Raw genomic sequence first — 24,843 nt, forward strand, 5'->3', positions numbered from 1 at the left:
GCCACCGAGCGCCGTCCGATGACCCCGTGCACCACCACCACGACGAAAGTGAACCGATGCGTCGCGACAGACGACTGACATCCCGCGCCCTCAGCATGATCACCACGACCGCGGTGACCCTCACCCTCGCGGTCGCCCCACCGGGCTCCCCGGCCGCGGCCGCCGCGGCGCCGGCGAACCTGGGCCGGCTCGCCGTCGTACCGCTGGACGACCGGCCGTTCACCGCGCACACGCCGGTGGCGGTCGCCGAGGCCGGCGGGCACGAGGCGCTGACACCCCCGAAGGACCTGCTCGGCGAGTACTTCACCTACGGTCAGGCCGACGCGGTCGGCGCCTGGTGGCGCAAGGCCGCCGCCGACGCGGACGGCTCGGTCGTCGCGGCCCCGATGCTCGCCTACGGCGGCCTGGTCGCCTCCCGGACCTGCCAGACCAGCCTGGCCGACGCCCGGCGGCGGCTCTCCGTGCTCGACGAGGTGAAGCGGAGCAACCCCGACAAGCCCCTGTACGCGTTCGACGTGATCATGCGCCTCACCATCGAGCCGACCAGCAGCTACCCGGGCGTCCACTCCGGCCCGATCCGGCGCTGGGCCGTCTTGATGGACCAGGTGGAGAACCTCGGCCAGGAGGAGCGCCGGGCCGAGTACGAGCAGGTCGCCAGCGAGATCCCCGAGGAGATCAAGGCGGACTTCCTCTGCGCCCGGGCCCGGGACCACCAGATCAACCGGGACATGGTCCAGCGGGTCGCCGACGGCACCATCGACTACCTGATCCTGGGCCAGGACGACGCCACCGAGCACGGCCCGCACCGCCTGGAGAAGGCGGCCCTGGCGGCGCTCGCGGCGAAGCTCGGGGTCGAGGACCGGGTCAGGATCTATCCGGGCGCGGACATCCTCGGCGCGCTGCTGGTAGCCAAGCACGTCACCGAGCGGCTCGGCGCCGCCCCGACGGTCGACGTCGAGTGGTCCCGCACCCCGGGCGAGAAGTGGGTGGCGCCCTACCAGGACGTCCCCTACGCCACCCTGGTCGACGAGTACGTGCGTACCCTCGGCGCCCGACGCTCGGACGGTCCCGACGCCGACATCCTGCTGATGGCGAACACCGCCGGCGGCGGAGACCTGGAACCCTTCGCCGACCGGATCCACGACGCGGTGGCCCGGGGCCGGCTCGTCGCGGTCGGTGACGACGCGCTGGCCGGAAAGGTGGACGGCGAGCTACGTACGCTGCTCGCCCCCCGGGTCCGCTTCGGGGAACTGGCCGGGTGGTCCGGCTGGAACATCGGTCTGTCGATCTCCCAGTCGGTGGTCCGCGCGGCGCTGTTGCAGGCGAGCCGGACCGGACGCCTGCCGGGCTTCCCGGGCCAGGCGAAGGGGATCCCCTTCCAGGAGGCGCGCCAGGCCATCCTGCTGCGTGCCGCCACCGCGCACGTCGAGTTGACGCTGCAGGAACTGGCCCACACCGACGTCTACCGCAACCAGGTGCTCAGCCAGGTCCAGGCGTACGCCCGGGACAACGGCGACGATCCGCAGTACATGACGAAGGTGTTCGAGGGCGCCAACCAGCTCGCGGTGCAGCGGACCAGAGGGCTGGCCGACCAGCTCTTCGCCGACGAGTTCGCCGGCACCCCGGTCCGCGCCGGCAACGACGGCCGGCACGAGGTGACCGCGGTCGTGCACCGGCTGGAGTCCTGGCAGATGACGCTGGCCTGGTCGCGCTACCAGGAGCTGGAGGCCTTCCCCACGCTCGCACTGAGCACGGCCCCGGCCGATCGCGGTGCGCTGCTCACCGTCTCGGCCCTGCCGGTGCGCACCACGGTCCGGCCGGACTCGGACGTGGACACCCGGATCACCGCGGTGCTGCGCAACGACGTCGGCACACCGGTGACGGCCCGGCTCGGCGCCGTCGTCCCCGAGGGGTGGGTCGCCCCGGCGCCGACCGAGGTACGGCTCGCGCCGTTCGCGGTGGTGGAGGTCCCGTTGACCGTGGGGGTCCGCGGGCTCGCGGCGGAGCAGAGCGCCACCGTCACGGTCGACGCCCCGCACGGGACGCGGCCGGACCAGCCCCGCCAGTTCGCCGCGAGCGCCACCACGACCGTCGGTGCGGTGTGGCGCAACGTGGCGCTGGCCGCCGAGGGCGCCGAGGCGACCGCGTCGGGCTGGTGGCGGCAGTACGTGCCCTCGCACGTGATCGACGGCAACCGGGTCAGCTCCGGTAGCCGCTGGATCACCGAGCCGGCCGACAGCCACTGGCTACAGGTCGAGTTCGCCGGTGCGGAGCTGGTCGACACCGTGCGGCTGCACCAGTACGGCGGGTACGAGCTGACCTCGTACCGGATCTCCGGGCTGGTCGGCGGCGCCTGGCAGGTGCTCGGCGAGGTCACCGGAAACACGACCCAGGTCACCACGCACACCTTCGCGCCGGTCCGCGCGACCGCGGTCCGCCTCGACGTCCTCGCCAGCCGGGACAGGCAGGCCCGGCTCTACGAGGTCGAGGTGACCTGCCGCGACGCCTCCTGCGGCTGACGCCGGCACCGCCGGTCCCGCGGGCCGACGCCGGCGGCACCGCTTCGCCCAGTCCGGTCACCGGGTGGCTCCCCGCCGCCCGGTGGCCGGACGGGCGGTCGGTGCGCGTGCCGCCGGGTCGGCCGGGCGGAGCGCCGTGCGCGACAGGTGGACGACGGCCGCCCCCTCCGACGCGGGCAGGACGCCCAAGAGAAATCGATTCCCTGCCATATAGGATCTCAGGGCCGACCACTCTCGGGCGGCGGGCCGCAACGGACGGTGGTGCCCGCGCGGTCGCAGCCGGGGGTCCGGTGCGGGACAAGGGCGCGAGACACCGACAGGGGACGACCGCATGACGACCATCTATGACGTGGCGCGGGTGGCCGAGGTCTCGGCGTCGACGGTGTCCCGGGTGCTCAACGGGCACTCGTCGGTGGATCCGGACCTGGCCGCGCGGGTCCGCCAGGTGATGCTCGACCTGGACTACCGGCCCAACGCGGTGGCCCGCAGCCTGCGCCGGCAACGCACCAGCCTCTGGGCGGTGATCATCTCCGACATCGGCAACCCGTTCTTCACCTCGCTGGTGCGCGGCATCGAGGACGTGGCGCAGGAGGCGGGCTTCTCCGTGGTCCTCTGCAACGGCGACGAGGATCCCGAGAAGGAGACCCGCTACGTGACGGCGGCCCTGGCCGAACGGATGGCCGGCGTGATCATCTCGCCGTCGGGGCGACCGGCCCTGATCAACCGGCTCACCGAGGCCGGGATGCCGGTCGTGGCCATCGACCGGCAGCCCCACGGGGTGGCCGTGGACACCGTGCTGGTGGACAACGTCCACGGCGCCGAGACGGCCACCGCCCACCTGATCGACAGCGGCTACCGCCGGATCGCCTGCGTCACGGGACCGCGTCGGATCTCCACCGCCGTGCAGCGGCTACGCGGATACCAGCAGGCCCTGCGCGCTGCCGGCCGGAGCGTGCCGGAGGACCTGGTCCGGTACGCCGACTTCCGGGAGGACGGCGGCTACCGGGCCATGGCGTCCCTGCTGAACGCCGCCGAGCCGCCGGACGCGGTCTTCGTCACCAACAACCTGATGACGGTGGGCGCGGTGGAGTGCCTGGTCGACAGGGGTGTCGTCGTGCCCACCCGGTGCGGCGTGGTCGGGTTCGACGACATCCCCTGGGCCCACCTGGTGCGGCCCTCGCTGAGCACCGTCGCGCAGCCCACGTACGACCTGGGGCGGGCTGCGGCGTCGCTGCTCACCGAGCGGATCGCCAACCCCGCGAAGGCGTCCTCGACCGTCACCCTGCGCACGACCCTGCGGGTCCGCGAGAGTTCGGTCCGGCCCCTGCCCCGGTCGAACGGGCAGCCGGCGGACGGCGCGGGTGGGCCCGCCCGGGCCCGGTGAGCCGGCGTCGGGGAGGCCCGCCCGGGATCACAGCGCCACGTCGCCGCACAGGTGCACCCGCACCCCCATCGCGTCGAGCATCGCGGCCTTGACCCGCAGGGCGCGGTCGGCGTCGTCGGCGTCGTCGGCGTAGACCACGTTGACGTGGTTGGCCTTGTGCCGGGCCATCAGCTGGTCGCGGCCCACGCCGTGCAGCACGGCGTGCATGATCGGCCACTGCGGGGTGGTGGCCTGGAGCCGACGCCGCGTCTCGGCGGCCGGCAGCTCGACCACGGTGCCCCGGCCCAGGTCGGCGTGCAGCACCCCGTCCATGATGAAGATCCGCGACCAGACGATCTCGCCCGGCCGGGAGACACCGCTCAGGGTGCCCCCGCCCAGCGGGAAGTACATCGGCGGCTGCCGCATGCTGTACGACCGGTCGTAGCCGCCGTTGTGGGACGCGGGGACCGAGCCGGAGATCTCGAACACCCAGACGAAGTCCGTCCCGTACGACTCGCCCCAGCGGATGTCGTGCAGGGTGGTGGCCGGGTCCATCCCCATCGCGGTCCAGATCCGGTTGGTGACCAGCGAGTCCACCGCGACGCCCTCGTCGACCTCGTTGAAGTGCGGCAGGGCCCGCCCCGCGTACAGCTCGCGCGAGCCGTCGCGGCTGGTCACCGGCGGCCGCGTCACGTCGTTGAGCAGCCCCTCGGCCAGGTCGCTCGCCGGGACGGTGTCCTTGAGCCCCTGCTGGTACTGGATGCCGACGGCGTCCAGGCCGAAGTCGTCGGCGATGCGCAGCGCGGCGACGTACATCTTGAACTGGCTGAGCAGTTGGGCGTCGGTCAGTTCGGTGGCCTCGTCCGTGCCGGTGTGGAAGGTCATCCCGGCGGCGTCGAGCCAGGCCCGCACCGCGTGCGCCTCCTCGTCGGGCACCCGCGACATCTCCGCGACCAGCGCGCTCTGCGACAGCCGCTCCTTGTAGATGCCGAGCGGGTTGAGCAGTTCGTCGTCGATGATCGCGTTGTACATGCCCATACAGCCCTCGTCGAAGACGCCGATGACGGCCGGTCGGCGCCGCAGCTGGCGGGCCAGCGCCACGCCGAGTTCGACCTCGGCGTCGGACGGCAGCGGCGGCAGGTCCCGCACGTGGCTCTCGTCGTGGACCACCTCGCCGGTCTCCAGCCAGGCCTTCAGCCCGTCGCGCGCCCACTCGTCGGTGAAGTCCTCGCTCCACAGCGCCGAGTACCGCACGCCCGCCTTGGTGAGGCTGCCGGCGAGGTTCAGCAGGCCGACCAGGCCGGGAAACTCGCCGCTCCAGTTCGCCACGAGCAGGATCGGGCCACGGTGGGCGCGCAGCCCGGCCAGCACGTGGTGGCTGTACTGCCACACCGCCTCCACGACGACGAGCGGGGCGTCGAGGGGGATCTGCTGGAAGATCTCGATGCCGGCGCGCTGGCTGTCGATGAAGCCGTGGCCCGCGTCGGCGTCCACCGGATGGGCCCGCCGGGTCTGCCAGCCCAGGGCGGTGACCGCGTCGGCGAGGTCCGCCTCCAGGCGCTGCTGGGTCGGCCAACCGGTGACGTTCGCGGCCGGGCGAAGGTCGCCGCTGGCGACCGTGTAGACCGTCCGGGGGGCGGCGGCCGGCGGATCGACAAGCACCGGCATGGTGTAGTTGCTCACGGGTTGACTTCCTCCACTGGCTCGTCGGTACCTGGCTGGGGCGGGGTCGCGAGGCGCGTCTGCCGGGCGGCCAACGCGTGCGCGACGGCTTTCGAGCCGTCGTACAGCTGCCGGTACAGCCCGTACAGCTCCGCGTAGTCGGCGGCGAGGGCCGGGCGCGGCTCGCGGACCTCCCGGATCGGGTTCCACCGGTGGATGTCGACCCGCCGCACCGCGCCGGCGGCGAGGAACGCGGCGCCGTAGCTCGCGCCGATGGTGACCGACGGGATGTGCTGCGCCCGGCCGGTGACGTCCGAGACGATCTGCGTCCAGAGGCCGCCCCGGGTGCCGCCGCCCACCGCCACCACGCGTCGGATGTCGCCGCCGGCCGCCTCGATCGTCTCGATGTTGTGGCGCACCGCCAGCCCGGTCGCCTCCAGCGCCGCGCGGTAGATGTCGCCGCGCCCGTGCGAGAGCGTCAGGCCGGCGATCACGCCCCGGGCGTCGGGATCGAGGATGGGGGTCCGCTCGCCGGCGAAGAACGGCAGCATGAGCAGTCCCCGCGCGCCCGGCCCGGACCGCTCGGCCAGGCGCAGCAGCTCGGGGTAGTCGGCGGCGTCGAACAGCTCCCGCAGCCATCCGGTGATCGCCCCGGAGGTCGCCATGCCGCCGGCCAGGTTGCGGGTGCCCGGCAGCGCGCCGACCGTGCCCCACAGCGACGGGCTGGTCAGCCGGTGCGGCACCGTGTGCACGAGGAACATCGTGGTGCCGTACATGAGCATCAGGTCGCCGACGCCCTGGGCGCCCACGCTGAGCGCCTCCGACCAGGCGTCGATCGTCCCGGTCACGACCGGGGTGCCGGCCGGCAGCCCGGTGGCCGCGGCGGCCCCGGCGGTGACCGTGCCGGCCACGTCGCCGGGCCACCGCAGCTCGGGCAGCTCCAGCCCCGGGGCGATATCCTCGGCCCAGGGGCGGTACCAGCCCTGCGCCGCGCTGTCGTACAGCGGCGTGCACTGGCTGGCCGAGTGCTGGTCGAGCAGGTACCGGCCGGTCAGCCGGAAGACCAGCCAGGAGCTCGGCATGAACAGCCGCCGGGCCCGGGAGAACAGCTCCGGCTCGGCGTCGGCGACCCAGGCGACCTTCGCCCCCGCCGCCTGGGTCGACAGTGTCGAGCCGCACCGGCGCAGGATCTCGTCCGCACCGAAGCGCTCGGTGAGCCGGGCGATCTGCGGCGTGGAGCGGGTGTCGACGCCGTAGAGGATGGCCGGCCGCAGGGGCGTGCCGGCGGCGTCGGTGAGCAGCACGCAGGGGCCCATCCCGCTGGCCCCGACCGACACCACGTGGGCGTCGCCGGGGGCGAGCAGCTCACGGGTGAGGGCGACGAACTCGTCCCACCAGATGCGGCCGTCCATCTCCACCCAGCCGGGTCGCGGCCGGTCCACCCGGTGCTCCCGCACCGCGGAGCGCAGCACGCGCCCGGACAGGTCGACCAGGACGCCCTTGCTGCTGGACGTGCCGATGTCGACCCCGAGCACCGCGGCCACCGTCATGCCAGGTCTCCCCCGATCTTCCAGGTCCGGGTCGTGGCCCGTCGGGCCGTGCCGGCTCGGCGGTCAGGCGACGCCACCGAGCTTCGCGTACGTCTCGGCGGCGTTCTCCCTGGTGATCCGCATCGTGTCGAGGGTGGTGGCACGCGGGACGTCCTTGTCGCAGTCGACCAGGATCCGGCGGGCGAGGTCGACGGCCTCCCGGCCGCCCGTGGCGTACTGGAAGGTCGCCGCGAGCCGGCCCTGCTCGACGGCCTTGATGCCGCCCGACGGCACCGGCAGCGCGTCGATGCCGGTGAACTTCACCTTCGTGTGCAACCCGGCCGCCTTCGCGGCCAGGTACGCGCCCTCGGCCATCGGGTCGTTGTGGGCGTACACGGCGGCGGCGTCCGGGTGCGCCTTGAGCAGCGCGTCGGCCACCGACTGGCCCTTCTCCCGCAGCCAGTCCCCGGGCTGGGAGGCGACGACCTCGATCTTCGGGTTGCCCGCGATGCCCTCCCGGAAGCCCTGGGCGCGTTCGGCCGCCGGCGTGGAGCCGGGCAGCCCGGCGATCTCGATGACCTTGCCGCCGGCGGGCAGCAGCGTTTTGGCGTAGAACTCGCCGGCGGCCCTGCCGATGGCGACGTTGTCCCCGCCGATGAAGGCCGTGTACGCCTCGCCCTCCACCTTGCGGTCGAGCACGATCACCGGGACGCCCCGGTCGTACGCCTTGCGCACCACCGCGGTCAGCGGCTTCGCCTCGTTCGGCGAGATGATCAGCAGGTCGATCTTCTGGGTGAGGAAGTTCTCCACGTCGGCGACCTGCTTGCTGTTGTCCTGCGCCGCGTCGGAGACCACCACGCTGAACCCGGGCACGGACTTCGCCGCCGTCTGCACGTCGTTGTTCATGACCTGCCGGTAGGGCTCGGCGTTGTTGGCCTGCGACATGCCGATCAGGAAGTCCTTGCCGGCGCCGCAGTTCGCGGCCGCGGCGTCGCCGCCGTCGGACGGCTTCTCCACGCTGCACGCGGTGGAGCTGACGAGCGCGCCGGTGCACAGCAGCGCGAGCAGGACGGTACGGGTGCGCATGATGACGCTCCTTGTTCGGTGGCGGTTCAGACGATGCTGCGGCGTAGCTTCTGCAGCCCGGCGGCGGCCACGATCACCAGTCCCTTGATCAGTAGCTGCACGTTGGCGTCGATGTTGTTGAGCGCGAGGATGTTGTTGAGGATGCCGAGCAGCAGCGCCCCGGCGAGCGTGCCGCCCATCGAGCCGGTGCCCCCGGCCAGGCTGGTGCCGCCGATGACCACCGCGGCGATGGCGTCCAGCTCGTAGCCGGCGCCGTCGTTGGGGCTGCCCTGGTTGAGCTGCCCGGCGTGGATGATGCCGGCCACCGCGGCGAGCAGGCCCGCGATCGCGAAGACCGCGACCTTCACCCGCAGCACGGGCACGCCCGAGAGCCGGGCGGCCTTCTCGTTGCCGCCGATGGCGTAGACGTGGCGGGCGAACGCCGTCTTGCGCAGCACGACGATCGCGGCCACGCCGATGCCGATGAACAGCACCGCCGGGACGGGCAGCACCCCGTTGACGGTGCCGTTGAGGATCTCGAACGCCGGGGGTGCCTCCTGCGGGCCGTCGCCGTAGGCGATCGGGATGCCGAGCCCGCCCGACCAGATCCTGGCGAGGCCGCGCGCGACCTGGAGTCCCGCGAGGGTGACGATGAACGACTGGATGCCGAGCCGGGCCATCGCGTAGCCCTGCAACGCACCGAAGAGGGCGCCGATCAGCAGTACGACGGCGACCGCGGGCAGGATGCCGAGCCCGGAGTCGACCATCAGCGTCGCGGTGCCGACGGCGGACAGGCCGAGGATGGCGCCCACGGAGAGGTCGATGCCGCCGAGCAGGACGACGAACGTCATGCCGATCGCGATAATCCCGATCTCGGACACCGCGCGGACGATGTTGCCGAGGTTCTCCGTGGACAGGAACAGGATCTCGCCGTTGCGGCGGGGCGACACGGCGATGGCCAGCACGAACACCAGCAGCAGCGCGAAGAGGCTCTGCACGGCGAAGAGCCGCTCGACGAGATCGCCCCGGCCGCCGGGCCGCCGCCACCGGCCGGCGCCGGCCGCCGGGCCGCCGCCGGCCGGCGCGAGCGGCGTGCCGGGCCCCTGGTCCGGTGCGCGCAGGTGGGTCATCGGTCGTCCCCTCCGGCGGCCGTGCCGCCCATGGCCGCGGTCAGGATGTCCTCGCCGGTGCACCCGTCTGCCGGGAGTTCCGCGACGGCCCGCCCGCGCCGCAGGACCACGATCCGGTCGCAGACGCCGGTCAGCTCGGGCAGCTCCGACGAGGCGAGCAGGATGCCCATCCCGTCGTCGGCGAGCCGGCGCAGCAGCCGGTAGATCTCCGCCTTGGCGCCGACGTCGACCCCGCGGGTCGGCTCGTCGAGCAGCAGCAGGCGGGGGCGGGTGAGCAGGTGCCGGGCGAAGACGACCTTCTGCTGGTTGCCGCCGGAGAGCGAGCCGACCGGCGCGGCGGCCGACGACGTCTTGATCGCCAGGGCGGCGACCTGCTGGCGCACCGCGTCCCGCTCGCGTCCGTTGCGGACGACCCCGGCGGTGCTGAGCCGGCGCAGGGCGGCCAGCACGATGCTGCGGCCGACGGGGTGCTCCAGCACCAGGGCGGAGCGGCGGCGGTCCTCCGGGACGAAGCCGACGCCGGCGCGCAGCGCGGACCGGGGGCCCCGCGGGGCGTACGGGCGGCCGGCGAGCCGGACCAGGCCCCTGCGGCGACCGGGCGGGCCGGCGCCGTACAGGGTCTCCAGCAATTCGGTGCGGCCCGCCCCCATCAGGCCGGCCAGGCCGACGATCTCCCCGGCGCGGACGGTCAGGCTGACACCGGCGGGTTCGCAGCGCCCGGGCCGGGTGCCTCGGGGGCGTACGGCGAGGTCGTCGACCTCCAGCACGGCGGGCCCGGCGGGGCTCGCCGCGGCGGCGCCGCCGGATCCCGCGCCGAACAGCGTCTCCGCCGGGCGGCCGACCATCAGGGTGATGATCTTTTGCCGGTCGGCGCGGTCCGGGCGCAGCGTGCCGGCCACCTCGCCGTTGCGCAGGACGGTGGCCCGGTCGGCGATGTGTTCGATCTCCTCGAGCCGGTGGGAGATGTAGACGACGGCCACGCCGCGCCCGCGCAGCGCGCGGATGGTGGACATCAGCCGCCGCACCTCGGCGTCGGCGAGCGCGGCGGTCGGCTCGTCCATGATGAGCACCTGGGCGTCGAGGGAGAGCGCCTTGGCGATCTCGACGAGTTGCTGCTCGCCGACGCGCAGCGAACCGACGGGCCGGCGCGGGTCGATCTGCGCGCCGAGCGGGCCCAGCCAGTCCCGGGCGGCGCGGGTCATCGCCCGCCGGTCGAGCGTCCGCAGCCGGGTGCGCGGTTCCCGGCCGAGCACGAGGTTCTCGGCCACGGAGAGCGCGGGCACCAGGTCGAGTTCCTGGTGGATCGTGGCGATGCCGGCGGCCTGGGCCGCGGCCGGGCCGGCGAAGCGCGCGGGCGCACCGCCGATCGAGATCTCCCCGTCGTAGTCGGTGACGACGCCGGAGAGGATGTTGATCAGGGTCGACTTGCCGGCCCCGTTCTCCCCCAGCAGGGCGTGGACCTCGCCGGCGCGCAGGGTGAGGTCGACGCCGCGCAGGGCGTGCACGCCGCCGAAGCGCTTGGCGATGCCGGACATGGCGACGATCACCTGGTCGCTCATGCGGGCCTCCGAGGGAGATCGGAAATCGATTTCTGGCGAAACATAGAGGAGCGTCTAATTGCTGTCAAGGCCCCCGGTGCGGGCCGGGTCGCCGCCCGACCCGCACCGGTACGGCCCCTCACGGCACGGCGTTGACGGCCGCGTGGACGGTCTCGGCGAACGCGGTGTCCCGCGCCGTCCCGCTGGCGGCGAACCGCCACGTCCCACCCGGGTACGACCCCGCCGGCCACGCGGTGCCCCCGTTGCGCCACAGCGGCTGCCAGGCCGCCATCGCGTGGCCGGCGTCGTACCAGGTGTTGTCGCCGCGCCACGCCGAGGCCCAGCGGTGGGCGGCCACGAGGGACAGGCCCGCGCCGGAGGTCATGGACCACGTCGGCATCCCCGGCACGTCCCCGCTCGACCGGGCCGCCACGGCGGGATCACCGACCGCCGGCAGGGCGCCGTCGACGTTGAACGCCACCTCCCACACCGGCGCGGTCGTCGGGCCCGTCACCGACCAGGTGACGTCGCTCTGCAACGCCGGCCCGGTCCAGCGCGGCGCCACCGTCAGCAGCCAGTCGGCGGTGACCGGCTCGTCGCCCATCCGCATGCCGACCAGGTTGATCCGGGAACCGTCGGCGGAGACGTCCACCCGGGCCGGCGGGCCCGCCCGGTCCGTCACGTCGAAGCGGCCGACCGCCAGGTAGGGACCGGTCCCCCGGTGCGACGAGTCCAACGCCGGCCGGTACGCCCCGCCGCCGGCCGGGTCGACCGCCAGCGACGCGATGCGGGTGTGCGGCCAGGTGCGCACGTCGGCGCGCAGGAATCCGGTGCTCACCTGGTAGCCGCGGGCGACGACCTGAGTGGACCAGGTCAGCGGGGCGAGCCACAGCCCGCCCTGACCCCAGCCGGCGTGGCTCAGGTACCAGTTCCCCCCGTCCACCACGACCTCCGCGGCGTGCGCGTCGAGCACGGTCACCTTCTCCGCCCCGTCGAAGCGCAGGGGGTCGCGGCTGCGGTAGACGGCGGTGCGCCGGTACGCCGCGCCGTAGTCGGTGCCGTCGCAGCAGACGAAGAGGTACCACCAGTCCCCCCGGCGCACCACGAACGGCGACTCCGTCTGCCCGGCGGCCCGACCGGTATGTGGCGACGCGTACGCGACGCCCCGGCCGCTCCAGGTCCGCAGGTCGGCGCTGGTGCGGTAGGCGACCACGTGGTTGCCGCCCTGCGGGTCGGAGGTCGCCGTGTAGTACATGACCCAGCGGTCACCGACCCGGGTCACCATCGGGTCGCGCCCCTCCCAGCCGTCGGTGAACAGCGGGTTGGCCGGGCTGCGGGTCCAGGTGAACAGGTCGGTCGAGGTGGCCAGGTGCATGCGGTAGTTCGCGTAGTCGGGGCTGCCGGCGGCGTAGAACATGTGGTAGACGCCCTGGTCGTAGACGACGTGGGGCGCCCAGATCCACTGTTCACCCCTCGCCGGGTCGGCCGTCAGCGCCGGTCGCTGCTTCGTCCACGGGCCGGTGGGCGTGGGCGCCGTGGCGTGGCCGAAGCTCTTCTCGTCCTGCGGCGCGCCGGGCTCCGCGTGCGCGATGGCGAAGGCGTGCCACAGCCCGGTCCGCTGGTCGCGCACGATCGTGTGGTCGTTGTAGTACCACGCCGTCGGCTCCCCCACGCCCGGGTCGTAGACCCGGGTCAGCGGCCCCCGCGCCGGCGTCTCGGCCACCGTCTCGTACGCCGTGGTGGTGACCGCCGCCAGCGGGCCGACGCGGCGCAGGGTGAGCGTGTCCAGGCCCGCGAAGAACCCGGTCGAGGACGCCGAGCGGCCGGTCACGGTCATCGTCAGCCGGTGGGTGCCGACGGTGAGCGAGGCCGACCCCAGCGGTACGGCCTCGACGCGCCGCACGGTCGGGGCGTAGCCGTCGAAGAGTTGACCGACGGCCACGCCGTCGACGGCGAAGCGCAGGGTGCCGTAGTCGGCGGCGCGGGTGAGCACGCCCCCGATGTCGTACTGCCCGGCCGGCACGGGCGGCAGCGTCACGGTGACCGAGTCCCCCGCCCGGGCGGCGCGCAGCCACAGCTGGCGGCCGGCCGACCAGGCGACCCCGCAGCAGTTGGCCTGCGCCTCGACCGGGGCGGTGGACGAGGTCACCGCCAGCGACTCCGCCTCGGCCCGTACGACGTCCTCCGCGGCGGCCGGTCCGGCCGGGACGGTCACCAGGGCCGCGCCGAGCAGGAGCACCGCGAGCATCCGGGGCGCGCGCATCACGACACGCTCGGCCGGGGCAGGTCGGTGCCGGGCGCGAACTGGTCGTGCCACCGGACGCCGGCGCCGAAGCCGCCGCCGGTCGACAGCGCCACGTAGGTGTCCGCTCTGGTTCCCCGGGTGTACGTCACCACGTCCGCCCTTCCGTCTCCGTTGAAGTCACCGATGCCGGGCAGCTCGTCGCCCACCGCGAACCAGTCGTGCCACCTGCCGGCCTGCGTGACGAACCGCGTGCCGTCGGAGAGCGCCACGAACACGTCGCCGGTGGTGCCCCGGATGAACGTCACGACGTCGTCGCGCCCGTCGCCGTCGACGTCGCCCAGCGCCGGCAGCTGGTCGCCGAGCGCGAGCGAGTCGTGCCACTTCCAGCCGTCCTCGACGAACCGGGTGCCGTCGGAGAGGGAGACGAACACGTCGCCGGTGGCGCCCCGGGTGAACGTCACGACGTCGTCGCGCCCGTCGCCGTCGACGTCGCCCACCGCCGGCAGCTCGTCGCCGAGCGCGAAGTGGTCGTGCCACTTGACGCCGGGACCGAAGCCGCTGCCGGTCGACAGCGCCACGTACACGTCGCCGGCGCCGCCCCGGGTGAAGGTGATGATGTCCGTGCGCCCGTCGCCGTTGACGTCGCCGACCGCGGGGACCTCCGTACCGGTGGCGAAGAAGTCGTGCCACTTGACCCCGGCGGCGTAGGTCGTGCCGGTGGAGAGCCCCACGTAGACGTCGGCGCTGTCGCCGCGGGTGAAGGTGATGATGTCGGCCCGCCCGTCGCCGTCGACGTCGCCGGTGAACGGGATCTCCTGGCCGACGGCGAAGTAGTCGTTCCAGGTCCGGGCGTCCGGCACGAACCTGGTGCCGTCCGACAGGGACGTGGTCACGTCGGCGGTGCTGCCCCGGGTGAACGCGACGGCGTCGTCGCGGCGGTCACCGTTGGCGTCGCTGGTGTTGCGGGTGCGGGTGGTGGCCGACACCTCGGCCGAGGGCGCGGAGCTGTTGCCGGCGCCGTCGACCGCGACGACCCGGTAGTGGCGGGTCTGTCCGGCCGGCAGCGGGCCGTGCCGGAAGGTGGTCGTCCGGGTCGTGCCCACCAGGTTGGCGGGGGTGATCGCGACGCCGGGGTTGCGCGAGGCGTAGACCCGGTAGCTGGCGACTCCCACGTCGTCCGGCGACGCCGACCAGGACAGGCCGAGGGCGTGCACCCGACCGCCGGCCAGGCCGAGCCCGGCGACCGCGCCCGGCGCGGTGGCGTCGAGGAACGGGGGGACCATGCTGTCGGCCTCGTACCGGGCCGCCGTCCAGGCCGGGGCGCCGGCCGCCGGGGTGAGGGTGACGGTGACCGACGACCGTCCGGCGGTCAGCGCGGCCGGGAGGACGAACTCGTCGGCCGACCAGCGCTGCCGGTCGTTGCCCAGCGGTTGGCGCCACACCCCGGCCGGCCTGCCGTCGACCGACACGGCGACCTGCTGGTACGCGCCGGCCTGGTCGCCGTGCCGGCGCAGCCGTACGCCCTGGTTGGCGGGGTCGACGGCGAGCCGGAAGCTGGCGGCGCCGCCGGTGGCGCGGACCTGGCCGGTGACGGCGACGTTGTCGTCGTCGCCCTCGTACGGGCTGGTCAGCGGGTACTGGGTCCCGGAGTCGGTGTACGCGTGCCCGGCGCGGCTGGCCGCGTCGCCGGTGACCAGCGTGTCGGTGCGGCGCAGGGCGACGGTCGGCTGGGTGTAGAGGAAGGCGGTCGAGGCGTAGTTCGCCGGCATGTCGTTGGCGGGGCCGTGCTCGATGCCGAAACGCAGCGCCGAGGCGTAGGGCACCGCGTCGCCGATCATCAGCCGGTACATGGCGTCGCACTCGTCGGCGCAGCCGCCGGAGCGGAACAGGTGGGCGGTGTTGCCGGTGAAGGCGCCGCTGTACTCGCCGCGGTTGAAGTACCAGCCGGACTCGTAGAAGTCCTCGGTGCCGGTGCCGTAGATCTGCGGCGTGGGCGAGCCGTCGACGTGGACGCGCTCGTCGCCCTCCAGGTAGTTGCGGGTGTTCCCGCCGACGATGTGGCCGCGGGCGGTCTGGGACACGCCGACGAAGCGTCCCCGGCCGGCCTGCTCGGCGACGATCCAGTCGCTGCCGCCCGTGGTCTCGGCGCGGCGGGACTGGGTGGTGAAGTAACCGGCGGCGCCGTCGGGGGCGAGGGCGCCGGTCCAGGCGGTGCCCGGCGCGGTGGTCACCTCCGCCTGGACGCCGTTGACGTGGGCGCCGGTGGTGTTGGTGACCGACACCGTCGCGGTGGAGCGGAACGGCATCGGCCACCAGGCGCTGTACCAGCCGCCCGGCGCGGAGTCCATGGCGAACATCAGGGAGCGGACGGAACGCTCGCCCAGGCCGGCGCCGAAGAACTCGCCCACCGGGCTGTCAACCGTGCTCCGCCCGTCGAAGGTGATCCGCAGCCGCAGGCCCGTCAGCGTCGAGGCGGTGGCCGCGGCGTCGGGCAGCCGCAGCCGCAGCGCCGTGACCGCGGCGGGACCGGTGAGCGTGGCGAGTGTCGCCTGCCCGCCCGCCGGGACGTCGACCCGGGCGGTCCTGGTGCTCGCGCCGGGCTGGCTCGGCTTCGGGTCGCGCTGGCCGGCGGCGCGCAGCCTCTCCACCACGTCGGTGGCGGGGTCGGTGGGGTCGAACGTGGACACGCCGACCGCGTCGGCGAACGTGCGGTAGGTGACGTGGTGGAAGAGCGGGTTGGACTGGGTGGTGATCCGCATGGACTCGCGGTAGGGCATGGGGACCTTGACGGTGACCCCGCCGGAGGTCTGGTCGGCGTTGGTGACCAGCGGGAACACGAACGGGTGGCCGAGGCCACCGTCGACGAGGTGCTGGAGGCTGGTGTCGACCACCGTGACGCCGTCGAGTTCGACGCGGATCCAGCCGGTGGCGCTGACGTTGCCGTCGTCGCGGGTGAACCAGATCGACTGCACCTCGCCGGCTCCGCGGTCCTCAGCGATGACGCAGCCGCCGGACTGGCGCAGGCACGAGTAGGTGCCGACGAAGCCGTCGTCGTTGGAGCCGTCCCGGGCGAAGCTGGAGAACTGCCGGGTGCGGCTGCCGGCGGCCAGCTCGGGCAGCCGGTCGAGGCGGCGGTAGACGTCCCAGCCGACCGGTCCCTTGTCGTCGGCGACGGCGAGCGCCCCGGCACCGCGCGGGGTCGGGGCGGGCTCGGCGGCGTGCGCCGCCGTTGGGGGGATCATGGTCGCCAGCGCCGCGGCCAGAGCCAGCCAGCGGCGGAGGTGGGGCTTCATGGATGTCCCTCCAGGTGTGCCGTCGGAGCCGCGAGAAATCGATTGCTCGGGAGTTAACCGGGGGACATCGCGAGATGTCAATACTTTACCGCCACCGCTCAGTTGCCGAAGGAAGATTCCAGGACGCATTGACAGCCGTCGGGGTCCTGGCGATACTCCTCGGCAATCGATTTCCCACCGACGAGGAGGTGTCGACGCGGCGGCGCATCCGTCAGCCCCGGCGGCCCTCCTGGCGGCAGCGCACCTCCGTGGCGGAACCGCTCGCCGCACCGCTGACACCCCTCAGAGGAGCATCGTGAGACGTACCCCCCTCGCCCTGCTGGTCGGCCTCTGCACCGCGCTCGCGTCGGTCGTGGCGACCGCGCCGGCGCAGGCCGACGCTCCGATCGGCACGCTGGCCTGTTCCTCCATCCCCGCCAACCACGACCCCGCGATCAGCGTGATCGTCTACCGGGTCGCCCGTGCCCACAACGTCAACGACAAGGTCATGCTGTCCGCGTTCGAGGCCGGCTGGGTCGAGTCGCACATGAACAACCTGCCGTGCGGCGACAAGTCCTCGCTCGGGGTCTTCCAGCAACGGTGGGACTACGGCTGGGGCACGCCGGAGCAGATCATGGACCCGGTCTACGCCAGCACGCAGTACATCACCCGCGCGATCGTCTGCGACCGGAACAACCCCCGCTACACCGCCGGTCAGGTCGCCCAGTGCGTGCAGCGCTCCGGCTTCCCCGACCGCTACGACCAGGTGGCGACCAAGGCGCGGACCCTGCTCAACGAGGCGGTACGGACCCACGCCATCGCCGGCGGCTCCGCCACCGACGTCAGCGGCGACGGGCGCGACGATATCGTCAGCTTCACCCAGAACGCCCTCGCCGACGTCTACGTCAGCACGTCCACGGGCGCAGGCTTCGCCGGGACCTCGGTGAAGTGGAACGACTTCTTCTCCATCGGCGGCGAGACGGCCTCGACCGGCGACGTCGACGGCGACGGCAGGGACGACGTCGTCACCTTCGCGCACGGCAACACCGGCGACGTGTACGTGGCGCTGTCGAACGGCACCAGCTTCGGCGGCGGCCAGAAATGGCACGACTGGTTCGCTCCCGGCGCGGAGATCGGCGCGGTCGGCGACGTCAACGGCGACGGCCGTGCCGACATCGTCGCCTTCACCCACAACGCGGCCGGCGACGTGTACGTGGCGCTGTCCACCGGGTCCTCGTTCGCCGGAACCGCCGTGAAGTGGCACGAGTACTTCTCCATCGCCGGCGAGTACCCGGCTCTGGGCGACGTCGACGGCGACGGCCGCGACGACATCATCACCTTCACCCAGGGCCCCAACACCGCCTCCGACGTCATCGTCGCCCTCTCCACCGGCAGCGCCTTCGGCGCCTCACGGAAGTGGCACGACCTGTTCGCCGTGGGCGCCGAACTGCCCCGCGTCGGCGACGTCGACGGCGACGGCCGCGACGACATCGTCACCTTCACCTGCAACGCCAACGCCGACGTCTACGCCGCCACCTCCACCGGCACGTCGTTCGCCGGCACCACCGTGAAGTGGAACGACTTCTTCTGCCTCGCCGGCGAGTTCCCCTACCTCGCCGACGTCAACGGCGACGGCAAGGACGACATCGTCGTCTTCACCAAGGGCACCACCAACGACGTCTACGTCGGACTCTCCACCGGCACCAGCTTCGGTGCCAGCGCCAAGTGGCACGACTTCTTCGGCCTGAACGGCGAGACCACCCTGTGACCCGCGGACGGGAGACCACCATGAGACCCAACAGACTCTCCTGGCGCGGGGGCGCCGCCGCCGTCCTCGCGGCGGCGCTACTGAGCCCCGTCGCGCCGGCCACCGCCGCGCCGGCCGGGCCCACCGGGCCGCTGGACACGGCCTTCACCCGGGCGGCCGGCGAGTTCGACGTGCCCAGGGACCTGCTGGTCGCCGTCGGCTACGGCGAGACCCGGCTCGACGGGCACGAGGGGCGGCCCAGCCAGGCCAACGGCTACGGCGTCATGCACCTGGTCAGCAATCCCCGGCAGCGCAGCCTGGAGCGGGCGGCCGAGCTGACCGGGCAGCCGGTGACCGCCCTGAAGTCGCAGACCTCGGCCAACATCAGGGGCGGCGCGGCCCTCCTGCGGGACATCGCCGACGCCGAGCGGCTCACCGCCGCCGACCGGGACCGGCTCTCCGCCTGGTATCCGGTGGTCGCGCGGTACGCGCACGCCGCCGACGACGCGACGGCCCGCCTGTACGCCGACCACGTCTACGACCTCCTGCGCGACGGCATCGCCGCGCCGTCCGTGCGGGTCGCGCCCCAGCGGGTGCAGCCGGAACTCGGCCGCTACGCCCGCGTCGCCCCCGCCGGGACGGCCACACCGGCCGCCCTCGCCGCGGCGGTGCCGGAGTACGCGCCGGCCCGATGGATCCCGGCGTACGGCGGCAACTACGCGGCGGGTCGCTCCTCGCGGATCACCACGGTCGTGGTGCACGTGACCCAGGGCTCGTACGCCGGCACGGTGAGCTGGTTCCAGAACCCGTCGGCGGGAGTGAGCGCGCACTACGTGGTGAAGTCGAGCAACGGCGAGATCACCCAGATGGTGCGCGAGGGCGACACCGCCTACCACGCGCGGTCGGCCAACCCGTACTCGGTGGGCATCGAGCACGAGGGCTACGTCGACAACCCGAGCTGGTTCACCGAGTCCATGTACCGCTCGTCAGCCGCGCTGACCCGCTACCTCTGCGACAAGTACGGCCTGCCGAAGAACCGCACCGCCATCAGGGGCCACCACGAGATGCCGGGCAACGACCACACCGACCCGGGTCCGCACTGGGACTGGAACCACTACATCTCGCTGGTCAACGCCGGCGGCGGGTCCGGCGGCCGGTATCTGGCGGGTTCACCGACGGACTTCACCGGCGACGGCCGCGACGACATCGTCGCCTTCACCCAGGGCACCCTCAACGACGTCTACGTCTCCACCTCCACCGGCACCAACTTCGCCGGCACCTCCGTCAAATGGAACGACTTCTTCGGCCTCAACGGCGAAACACTGCTCACCGGAGACTTCAACGGCGACAACCGCGACGACATCGTCGCCTTCACCCACGGCACCCTCGCCGACGTCCACGTCTCACTCTCCACCGGCACCGGCTTCACCACCAGCACCAAATGGCACGACTGGTTCGCCCCCCACAACGAAGTCGCCGCAGTCGGCGACGTCAACGGCGACGGCCGCGACGACATCATCACCTTCACCCACGACACCAGCGCCGACGTCTACGTCGCCCTCTCCACCGGCTCGTCATTCACCGGAACCGCCGTGAAGTGGCACGACTACTTCTCCATCCCCGGCGAACACCCCGCCCTCGGCGACGTCAACGGCGACGGCAAAGACGACATCATCACCTTCACCCAAGGCCCCAACACCGCCTCCGACGTCATCATCGCCCTCTCCACCGGCACCACCTTCGGCCCACCCCAAAAATGGCACGACCTCTTCGCCGTCGGCACCGAACAACCCCGCGTCGGCGACATCAACGGCGACGGCCGCGACGACATCGTCACCTTCACCTGCAACACCAACGCCGACGTCTACGCCGCCACCTCCACCGGCACATCCTTCGCCGGCACCACCATCAAATGGCACGACTTCTTCTGCCTCACCGGCGAATTCCCCTACCTCGCCGACGTCAACGGCGACAACAAAGACGACATCATCGTCTTCACCAAGAACACCACCAACGACGTCTACGTCGGACTCTCCACCGGCACCACCTTCAACCCCAGCACCAAATGGCACGACTTCTTCGGCCTCAACGGCGAAACCACCCTCTGAACCGTCCCGCGTGGACAGCAAGCTCCGCGCCACAGTTCTCGTCCGCCCGGCGCGGCTTCACCCGATGGAGGATCCATGGACCACACCCCTGCCGCCCGCCGGCCCGTCAGCCGCCGACGGCTCCTGACCGGCGCCGCGGGAGTCGCCGCCGCCGGCACGTTCGCCGGCGCCCTCGCCGCACCGCTGCCCGCGTCCGCGGCCGGCGACGGCCACGGCCTGCGCATCGTCGACCGCAACGAGAACGGTGGCCGCCTGCAGTACTACCGGTTCGCCACCGACGCCATCGAGTGGGACCCGGCGGTCAACGTCCTGCTGCCCGACGGCTACCACACCAGCGGCAAGCGCTACCCGGTGCTCTACCTGCTGCACGGCGGGGCGGCCGACTTCCGGACCTTCCACATGCAGGACAACATCATCAACCTGACCGCCGGCAGGGAGATCATCGTCGTCATGCCGGACGCCTCCACCGGCTGGTACTCGAACCCGGTCCACAGCAACACCGGTCCCCGCAACTGGGAGACCTTCCACATCGCGCAGCTGCTGCCCTGGATCGAGTCGAACTTCCGCACCTTCCCCGAGTACAACGGCCGCGCCGTCGCCGGCTTCTCGATGGGCGGGTTCGGCGCCCTGAAGTACACCGCGAAGTACTACGGCCACTTCTGCTCGGTCAGTTCCCACTCCGGACCGGCCAGCCTGCGGCGCGACTTCGGCCTCGTGGTGCACTGGGCCAACACCACCTCGGCCGCGATGGACCTCGGCGGCGGCACCGTCTACGGCGCGCCGCTGTGGGACGAGGCGCGGGTCACCGCCGACAACCCGGTCCAGCGCATCGAGAGCTACCGCAACAAGCGCATCTTCCTGGTCGCCGGCACCTCGCCCGACCCGATCAACTGGTTCGACTACGTCAACGAGACGCAGGTGCTGGCCGGTCAGCGCGAATTCCGGGCGGCCCTGGGCCGGGCCGGCATCCCGCACGAGTGGCGTGAGCTCCCCGGCGGCCACTACTTCCGGCACGAGATCTTCGTCCAGGATCTCAACGGGATGCTCGGACGCCTGCGCCGCGCCGGCTGACCCCTCGTCGTACGACGCGCCGCCGCCGCGGACACCCGTCGCGGCCGCGGCGCGTCGTCGTTTCCCGCCCAGCCCATCCGAGCCTTCCCTGACGGGAGTCACCTGATGTCACGGCATCCGACGACCGGGGCGCGTCGCGTCCTGGCCGCCCTGCTCACCCTGGCGGTGGGCGTCCTGACCGGCGCGGTGGCGACATCGTCCCCCGCGCTCGCCGCACCGAACTTCAAGGCCCCGTTCCCGTGCGGGCAGCGGTGGACCTACGACCACCACAGCGCCGAGGTCCGGCAGGCCCTGGACTTCGTGCGGGCCGACGGAGGTGCCACCGCGGGCACGCCGCAGGTCGCCTCCGCGGCGGGCGTCGCCCGGCGCTACTCGCAGCCCAGCGGCGCCGGCAACTACATCGTCATCGACCACGGCGGCGGTTGGACCACCTACTACTTCCACCTCAGCACCTACTCCGTGCCCGACGGGGCGTACGTGCAGCAGGGCCAGCAGATCGGCACCACGGGCAGCACCGGCAACTCGTCGGGGCCGCACATCCACTACGAACAGCTCTACAACGGCGTGGGACAGACGATCGTGATCAACGGGACGTCGCTGGCGCCGTATCCCGGCCAGTACCACCAGAAGTACCTGGTCAGCGACAACTGCGGTACGTCGCCGACGGGTGGCCGGTATCTGGCGGGTTCACCGACGGACTTCACCGGCGACGGCCGCGACGACATCGTCGCCTTCACCCAGGGCACCCTCAACGACGTCTACGTCTCCACCTCCACCGGCACCAACTTCGCCGGCACCTCCGTCAAATGGAACGACTTCTTCGGCCTCAACGGCGAAACACTGCTCACCGGAGACTTCAACGGCGACAACCGCGACGACATCGTCGCCTTCACCCACGGCACCCTCGCCGACGTCCACGTCTCACTCTCCACCGGCACCGGCTTCACCACCAGCACCAAATGGCACGACTGGTTCGCCCCCCACAACGAAGTCGCCGCAGTCGGCGACGTCAACGGCGACGGCCGCGACGACATCATCACCTTCACCCACGACACCAGCGCCGACGTCTACGTCGCCCTCTCCACCGGCTCGTCATTCACCGGAACCGCCGTGAAGTGGCACGACTACTTCTCCATCCCCGGCGAACACCCCGCCCTCGGCGACGTCAACGGCGACGGCAAAGACGACATCATCACCTTCACCCAAGGCCCCAACACCGCCTCCGACGTCATCATCGCCCTCTCCACCGGCACCACCTTCGGCCCACCCCAAAAATGGCACGACCTCTTCGCCGTCGGCACCGAACAACCCCGCGTCGGCGACATCAACGGCGACGGCCGCGACGACATCGTCACCTTCACCTGCAACACCAACGCCGACGTCTACGCCGCCACCTCCACCGGCACATCCTTCGCCGGCACCACCATCAAATGGCACGACTTCTTCTGCCTCACCGGCGAATTCCCCTACCTCGCCGACGTCAACGGCGACAACAAAGACGACATCATCGTCTTCACCAAGAACACCACCAACGACGTCTACGTCGGACTCTCCACCGGCACCACCTTCAACCCCAGCACCAAATGGCACGACTTCTTCGGCCTCAACGGCGAAACCACCCTCTGAGTCGGGCATCCCTGTCGGCACCGCCGTGACCCGACTCGCCGCGTGAGCTGCGGGCCCCGCTCCCTTGCCGGAGGGAGCGGGGCCCGCAGCCGTAACTGACAGCGCCCGACCGAGGCCTGGCGGAGGGAGGCACCGGCCTCCTGGCCGCCGCGACTTCACGCCAGGAGCCGACGCGGCCTCGCGGCGGGGCGTCTTGCACGTGGCGATGGCGGCGGCAAGAGGCCGGACGCCCCGAGGTTCACCGTGCGGCGCCGCCCCGGATTCCGCCCGCGCCGCCGGGCCCCGGGCGGCCCGTCAGCGGGCGCGGCGGTTGGCGCGCAGCGCGCCCAGGATCACGCCGGGTGTGGCCAGCGAGCTCGGGTGGGCACGCATCGACACGACCTCGTTGAAGCGCCGTGCGGTCGGCACGTCGGTGACGGTCGCCGTGACGATCCGCCTGCTGACCCAGCTGGAGAGCCGGTAGCCGCGCGGGTAGGGCCCGTCGACGTGCGGCAGCGCCAGGTCGGCGGAGGTCGACATCGACCAGGCGACGTCGACCACGACCTTCTGCAGGGCGAAGAACCGGCGCGCGGGCGCGCCCAGATCCGGGCCCGCCCGCAGGTACGTCGCCAGGCAGGCCGCGTGCAGGGCCGCCGCCGTCATCCCCTGCCCGTACACCGGGTTGAACGACGCGACCGCGTCGCCGACGCTGACAAGCCCGGCCGGGAGCCGCTTCAGCGCGTGGAAGTCCCGCCGCCGGCTGTCGGCGTGGCGGTAGGTCCGGACGTCGCCGAGCAGCTCGTTCCCGGCGACCTCGCCGAACTCCGGCGGGAACTGCTCGCGCAGCCGGCGGACGAAGTCGTCCGCGGTGCGCCCCGGACGGTTGTCACCGTAGCCGGCCATCATGGCCATCCAGCGGCCGTCCTCGACGGCGAAGAACGCGGCGCCGGCCACGTCCGAGGACATCCCCGGAGTGTGCAGTGCCATGACCACCGTGGCCGCCGGGTCCGCCTCCCGGCGGCGGAACAGGGCGGTCGCGTAGTTGAGGTTCACGGTCATCCGCCGCAGGGCGGGCCGCTCCCCGCCGGCCTGCTCCAACCACTCGGAGACCCTGCTCGAGCGCCCCATGGCGTCCACCACCAGGTCACCCGACTCGACGCCCGCCGTCCCGCCGGCCTCGCAGCGGATCCCGGTGACGGCGGCGCCGTCGCACACGAGGCCCGTGGCGCGGGCGGTGATGGTCTTGACGTTGGGCAACCGCAGCACCCGCTGGCGGATCAGATCCTCCAGCAGGGGCCGGGTGCCCGCCAGGCTGTCGGCGTCGTCGGGCACGACGACCTTCAGTCGCCCGTCGAGGTAGCTCCGCCTGGCCGCCGGCGGCGCCTCGACCGCCCCCCGGGCCACGGCCTGCTCACGGAAGCCGGGGAACAGGTGCTCGAGCTGGAGAAAGCCGCCGGGCAGCAGCGCGTGCAGCTGCGTCCCCTGTGGCACGCCCGGCCGCCCGCCGGTCGCGTGTGGATCGTCCCGGTCGACGATGACGACGCTCTCGGCGTAGTCGGACAACACGCGGGCCGCCAGCAACCCGGCGACGCTGCCGCCGACCACGACGGCCCTGCCGATGACCGGGGACGCCTGGTCGGGTGGCCGCACCGCGTTCAGGGCGGCGAGGACCCGGGCCGGGGACATGGACATCATGCTCTCCAAGGGGTACGCGGGGGCCTTCCCGCCTGCCTGACAGAGACCGGTGCGTGGGCGGACCGGCGGGACGGACCGGTCGGCGCGACGCCCGACGATCGTCGCACAGGGGCCGGCCCCGAGCGGGGGACGCGCAGGTGTCGTCCCGAGCCGGGACGCGGCGGGTGCCGACGTCACCGGCCCGGCTACGCGCACCGCAGCGGTTCAGCACTCGATGACGTTGACGGCCAGTCCGCCGCGCGCCGTCTCCTTGTATTTCACCTTCATGTCCGCGCCGGTCTCGCGCATGGTCTT

General features: G+C 72.7%; 14 protein-coding genes. 6 read left to right on the forward strand and 8 right to left on the reverse strand.

The window, feature by feature from the left end:
- Positions 1–95 precede the first annotated feature (95 nt).
- Both ACLQ22_RS21870 and ACLQ22_RS21875 read left to right on the forward strand, forming a co-directional pair.
- Complete coding sequence (locus ACLQ22_RS21870; RefSeq protein WP_425693936.1) at positions 96–2,519, forward strand: DUF4127 family protein; 2,424 nt, start codon at positions 96–98, stop codon at positions 2,517–2,519.
- Between the two features lie 331 nt (positions 2,520–2,850).
- Positions 2,851–3,903 (forward strand): LacI family DNA-binding transcriptional regulator, encoded by a 1,053-nt coding sequence (locus tag ACLQ22_RS21875; RefSeq protein WP_425693937.1) that lies wholly within the window; start codon positions 2,851–2,853, stop codon positions 3,901–3,903.
- A gap of 27 nt (positions 3,904–3,930) precedes the next feature.
- On the opposite strand, the gene ACLQ22_RS21880 is transcribed toward ACLQ22_RS21875, so the two are convergent.
- The 7 genes from ACLQ22_RS21880 to ACLQ22_RS21910 all read right to left on the reverse strand — a co-directional run bounded on the left by ACLQ22_RS21880 (position 3,931) and on the right by ACLQ22_RS21910 (position 16,344).
- Entirely contained in the window at positions 3,931–5,565 is a 1,635-nt protein-coding gene (locus ACLQ22_RS21880) for a fucose isomerase (RefSeq protein ID WP_425693938.1), read from the reverse strand.
- Positions 5,562–7,094 (reverse strand): FGGY-family carbohydrate kinase, encoded by a 1,533-nt coding sequence (locus ACLQ22_RS21885; protein ID WP_425693939.1) that lies wholly within the window; start codon positions 7,092–7,094, stop codon positions 5,562–5,564. The genes ACLQ22_RS21880 and ACLQ22_RS21885 overlap by 4 nt, the downstream gene beginning before the upstream one ends.
- Before the next feature lie 63 nt (positions 7,095–7,157).
- On the reverse strand, positions 7,158–8,159 hold the full coding sequence (locus ACLQ22_RS21890) for a substrate-binding domain-containing protein (protein WP_425693940.1): 1,002 nt from the start codon (positions 8,157–8,159) through the stop codon (positions 7,158–7,160).
- A 26-nt stretch (positions 8,160–8,185) separates the two neighbouring features.
- Entirely contained in the window at positions 8,186–9,268 is a 1,083-nt protein-coding gene (locus ACLQ22_RS21895; RefSeq protein ID WP_425693941.1) for an ABC transporter permease, read from the reverse strand.
- Entirely contained in the window at positions 9,265–10,827 is a 1,563-nt protein-coding gene (locus tag ACLQ22_RS21900; RefSeq protein ID WP_425693942.1) for a sugar ABC transporter ATP-binding protein, read from the reverse strand. Before ACLQ22_RS21900 ends, ACLQ22_RS21895 begins: the two co-directional genes overlap by 4 nt.
- A gap of 118 nt (positions 10,828–10,945) precedes the next feature.
- Complete coding sequence (locus ACLQ22_RS21905; RefSeq protein WP_425693943.1) at positions 10,946–13,069, reverse strand: family 43 glycosylhydrolase; 2,124 nt, start codon at positions 13,067–13,069, stop codon at positions 10,946–10,948.
- On the reverse strand, positions 13,069–16,344 hold the full coding sequence (locus ACLQ22_RS21910) for a DUF2961 domain-containing protein (RefSeq protein ID WP_425693944.1): 3,276 nt from the start codon (positions 16,342–16,344) through the stop codon (positions 13,069–13,071). Before ACLQ22_RS21910 ends, ACLQ22_RS21905 begins: the two co-directional genes overlap by 1 nt.
- Before the next feature lie 295 nt (positions 16,345–16,639).
- On the opposite strand from ACLQ22_RS21910, the gene ACLQ22_RS21915 reads away from it, so the two are divergent.
- From ACLQ22_RS21915 to ACLQ22_RS21930, 4 genes are all read left to right on the forward strand, one after another.
- The gene (locus ACLQ22_RS21915; RefSeq protein WP_425693945.1) at positions 16,640–18,091 is read left to right on the forward strand and encodes an FG-GAP-like repeat-containing protein; all 1,452 of its coding nucleotides are present in this window, start codon (positions 16,640–16,642) and stop codon (positions 18,089–18,091) included.
- A 20-nt stretch (positions 18,092–18,111) separates the two neighbouring features.
- The gene (locus ACLQ22_RS21920; RefSeq protein WP_425693946.1) at positions 18,112–20,178 is read left to right on the forward strand and encodes an N-acetylmuramoyl-L-alanine amidase; all 2,067 of its coding nucleotides are present in this window, start codon (positions 18,112–18,114) and stop codon (positions 20,176–20,178) included.
- Positions 20,179–20,253: 75 nt separating this feature from the next.
- Positions 20,254–21,249: an alpha/beta hydrolase gene (locus ACLQ22_RS21925; protein ID WP_425693947.1), complete on the forward strand. Its 996-nt coding sequence runs from the start codon at positions 20,254–20,256 to the stop codon at positions 21,247–21,249.
- A 105-nt stretch (positions 21,250–21,354) separates the two neighbouring features.
- Positions 21,355–22,875 (forward strand): FG-GAP-like repeat-containing protein, encoded by a 1,521-nt coding sequence (locus tag ACLQ22_RS21930; protein ID WP_425693948.1) that lies wholly within the window; start codon positions 21,355–21,357, stop codon positions 22,873–22,875.
- 294 nt (positions 22,876–23,169) lie between these two features.
- On the opposite strand, the gene ACLQ22_RS21935 is transcribed toward ACLQ22_RS21930, so the two are convergent.
- Positions 23,170–24,546 carry an FAD-dependent oxidoreductase gene (locus tag ACLQ22_RS21935; RefSeq protein ID WP_425693949.1) on the reverse strand — a complete coding sequence of 459 codons (1,377 nt, stop codon included), beginning with the start codon at positions 24,544–24,546 and terminating at the stop codon, positions 23,170–23,172.
- Between the last annotated feature and the right edge of the window lie 297 nt (positions 24,547–24,843).

This window comes from Micromonospora sp. DT178 (assembly GCF_049841695.1).
In the GTDB taxonomy this organism is placed as follows: domain Bacteria; phylum Actinomycetota; class Actinomycetes; order Mycobacteriales; family Micromonosporaceae; genus Micromonospora.

Excerpts from the sequence above, each read along its gene's own strand:
- ACLQ22_RS21925 (WP_425693947.1), top strand. The coding sequence starts at position 20,254 with ATGGACCACACCCCTGCCGCCCGCCGGCCCGTCAGCCGCCGACGGCTC.
- ACLQ22_RS21920 (WP_425693946.1), top strand. The coding sequence starts at position 18,112 with ATGAGACCCAACAGACTCTCCTGGCGCGGGGGCGCCGCCGCCGTCCTC.
- ACLQ22_RS21895 (WP_425693941.1), bottom strand. The coding sequence starts at position 9,268 with ATGACCCACCTGCGCGCACCGGACCAGGGGCCCGGCACGCCGCTCGCG.
- ACLQ22_RS21875 (WP_425693937.1), top strand. The coding sequence starts at position 2,851 with ATGACGACCATCTATGACGTGGCGCGGGTGGCCGAGGTCTCGGCGTCG.
- ACLQ22_RS21930 (WP_425693948.1), top strand. The coding sequence starts at position 21,355 with ATGTCACGGCATCCGACGACCGGGGCGCGTCGCGTCCTGGCCGCCCTG.
- ACLQ22_RS21910 (WP_425693944.1), bottom strand. The coding sequence starts at position 16,344 with ATGAAGCCCCACCTCCGCCGCTGGCTGGCTCTGGCCGCGGCGCTGGCG.
- ACLQ22_RS21870 (WP_425693936.1), top strand. The coding sequence starts at position 96 with ATGATCACCACGACCGCGGTGACCCTCACCCTCGCGGTCGCCCCACCG.
- ACLQ22_RS21905 (WP_425693943.1), bottom strand. The coding sequence starts at position 13,069 with ATGCGCGCGCCCCGGATGCTCGCGGTGCTCCTGCTCGGCGCGGCCCTG.
- ACLQ22_RS21900 (WP_425693942.1), bottom strand. The coding sequence starts at position 10,827 with ATGAGCGACCAGGTGATCGTCGCCATGTCCGGCATCGCCAAGCGCTTC.
- ACLQ22_RS21890 (WP_425693940.1), bottom strand. The coding sequence starts at position 8,159 with ATGCGCACCCGTACCGTCCTGCTCGCGCTGCTGTGCACCGGCGCGCTC.
- ACLQ22_RS21935 (WP_425693949.1), bottom strand. The coding sequence starts at position 24,546 with ATGTCCATGTCCCCGGCCCGGGTCCTCGCCGCCCTGAACGCGGTGCGG.
- ACLQ22_RS21885 (WP_425693939.1), bottom strand. The coding sequence starts at position 7,094 with ATGACGGTGGCCGCGGTGCTCGGGGTCGACATCGGCACGTCCAGCAGC.